Raw genomic sequence first — 1,873 nt, forward strand, 5'->3', positions numbered from 1 at the left:
TCCCCTACGTCCACCATCAGCCGGACGTGCCCTCGCCCCACCACCCGGACGGCGAACTCCAGCAACGCCCGCGCCTACAGGCCGTCGAGGCTCCGGGCCATTCCGTCCCCCATCACCCCCACCCGGCGCACACCCGGCGCCCCCGAGGCGCCGGCACCGGCGCGTGCGCCGTCAGCCCATGTCGCGTTTCCGTACGGCGAGGTGTTTCAGTATCCCGGTCACCCGGTCCCGGGACTCGTCGGCGACATCCATGGCTTCCACGCAGGTCCAGTACATCCCTTCCTCGTCCGCCGCGCAGACCACTCCCACCAACGCCTCGCACACCTCACCGAGCAGCCAGGACAGGCCCCGCAGCGCCTCCTGGGTGTCCCGTACCTCGGACAGCTGGGCCGCCCGCGGCCCGCCGATCCGCGGTGCCGGGATCAGCAGGGCCGCGCTCGTCCTCCCTCCCGCATCACCCAATCCCCGCGCCCGGGACCGCACTTCATGCGGCCCGGATATCGCGAGATGACTGCCCACTGCCTCGGCCAGGGCCTGCGCCTGCCACGCCTCGACGACGATCTCCTCGACCGTCCGCGCCTGCGCTAGGCCGCGCCGACTGGCCGCGATGATGCGCACCGCATCCATCCGCGCCCCCCTCCCTCAGACCACGTCAGCTTCGCCGCATCTACCTGCCACTACCCAGCGTGAACTTCAAAGGCCCAAAAGGCCAGAGGAATTCGCAAATCTGTGGACAACCAAGACGATGTGGAAAGATCCTTCACTCCATAGAGTGACGATTGGCTCGTTCGGTCCCCTTCACCGGGAAGCGTGTCTCGTTGCGCTCGATCTTCGCGGCCAGCGCCCGCAGCACATCGATGCCCAGGACGTCGCAGAACTGCAGCAGGTAAGCCAGCACGTCGGCGACCTCGTCCTCGACCCGGCCGGCCGCCGTCGCGTCGGTCATGACCTTCGCCGACTCCTCCGGCGTCAACCACTGGAAAATCTCGACCAGTTCGGAGGCTTCGACGCTGAGCGCCGCCGCCAGATTCTTCGGGGTGTGGTACTGGCCCCAGTCCCGGGCGGCCGCGAAGTCCGCCAGCCGCCGCTGCAACGCATGAAGATCTTCACTCATACTCCTAGGTGTAGCACCTGCACCCCGGGCAGCCCGTCGGCGACCGCCGCGTCCCGTACCGTCGCCAGCAGCCGGACGTGCCCTCGCCCCACCATCCGCACGGCGAGCTCCAGCAACGCACGCGCCTGCCGGCCGTCGAGGCTCCGGTCCATTCCGTCCGCCATCAGCCCCAGCACCTGGCGGGCGGACAGCACCTCGCCCACCGGGTCCATCGCCAGCACCTCCGGCCCCGTCAGGAGCACCAGCGCGAGCGCGACGTAACGCAGCTCCCCGTCGCCGAGCTGTTCCAGCGGCATCGCCGGCAGGGCGCCGCGCTCGACCAGCGCCCGTATGCCGACCTTCCCCGCGAGCTCCACCGGTTCGGCACGCAGCCCCTCGACCGGCCCGGCGCAGCCGTCGCGCACCGCCTCGACCAGTACGGCATGCCGCCGCGCACACTCCCGGCTCGTCCGTCCCAGTACGGCGGGGAGGTTGTCGCACGCCGTACGCAGTCGACCGTCGCCGGCGGACCACCCCCAGCTCCCCTGTGAGACACCCCCGTCATCTGCCATCCCGTCGCCACCGGCCGCAACGGCGAACCCTCCCGACAGGGCCCCTTCGACCCGCGCACCAGCCCCCGTACCACCTCCGGTCACACCGGTCCCATCAGGGCCCCCGGCACCACCGCCCCCCGTACCACCACCCCCGCGGCCACCGGCCGTACGAGAACCACCCCCACGACCACCACCCCCGGAGCCACCTCCACCACCGGTTCCAGCC

3 protein-coding genes are annotated in these 1,873 nt (G+C 71.0%); all 3 read right to left on the reverse strand.

Going from position 1 to position 1,873, the window contains the following annotated elements:
• Positions 1-171 precede the first annotated feature (171 nt).
• The gene (locus ADK86_RS15410) at positions 172-627 is read right to left on the reverse strand and encodes a DUF6099 family protein (RefSeq protein ID WP_030596861.1); all 456 of its coding nucleotides are present in this window, start codon (positions 625-627) and stop codon (positions 172-174) included.
• 133 nt (positions 628-760) lie between these two features.
• Positions 761-1,114, reverse strand: coding sequence for a nucleotide pyrophosphohydrolase (locus tag ADK86_RS15415; protein ID WP_030596859.1), 354 nt, complete (start codon positions 1,112-1,114; stop codon positions 761-763).
• Positions 1,111-1,665, reverse strand: coding sequence for a hypothetical protein (locus tag ADK86_RS15420; protein WP_420718854.1), 555 nt, complete (start codon positions 1,663-1,665; stop codon positions 1,111-1,113). Before ADK86_RS15420 ends, ADK86_RS15415 begins: the two co-directional genes overlap by 4 nt.
• Between the last annotated feature and the right edge of the window lie 208 nt (positions 1,666-1,873).

Origin of the sequence: Streptomyces sp. NRRL F-5755, assembly GCF_001279365.1 — a bacterium.
In the GTDB taxonomy this organism is placed as follows: Bacteria; Actinomycetota; Actinomycetes; order Streptomycetales; family Streptomycetaceae; genus Streptomyces; species Streptomyces rimosus.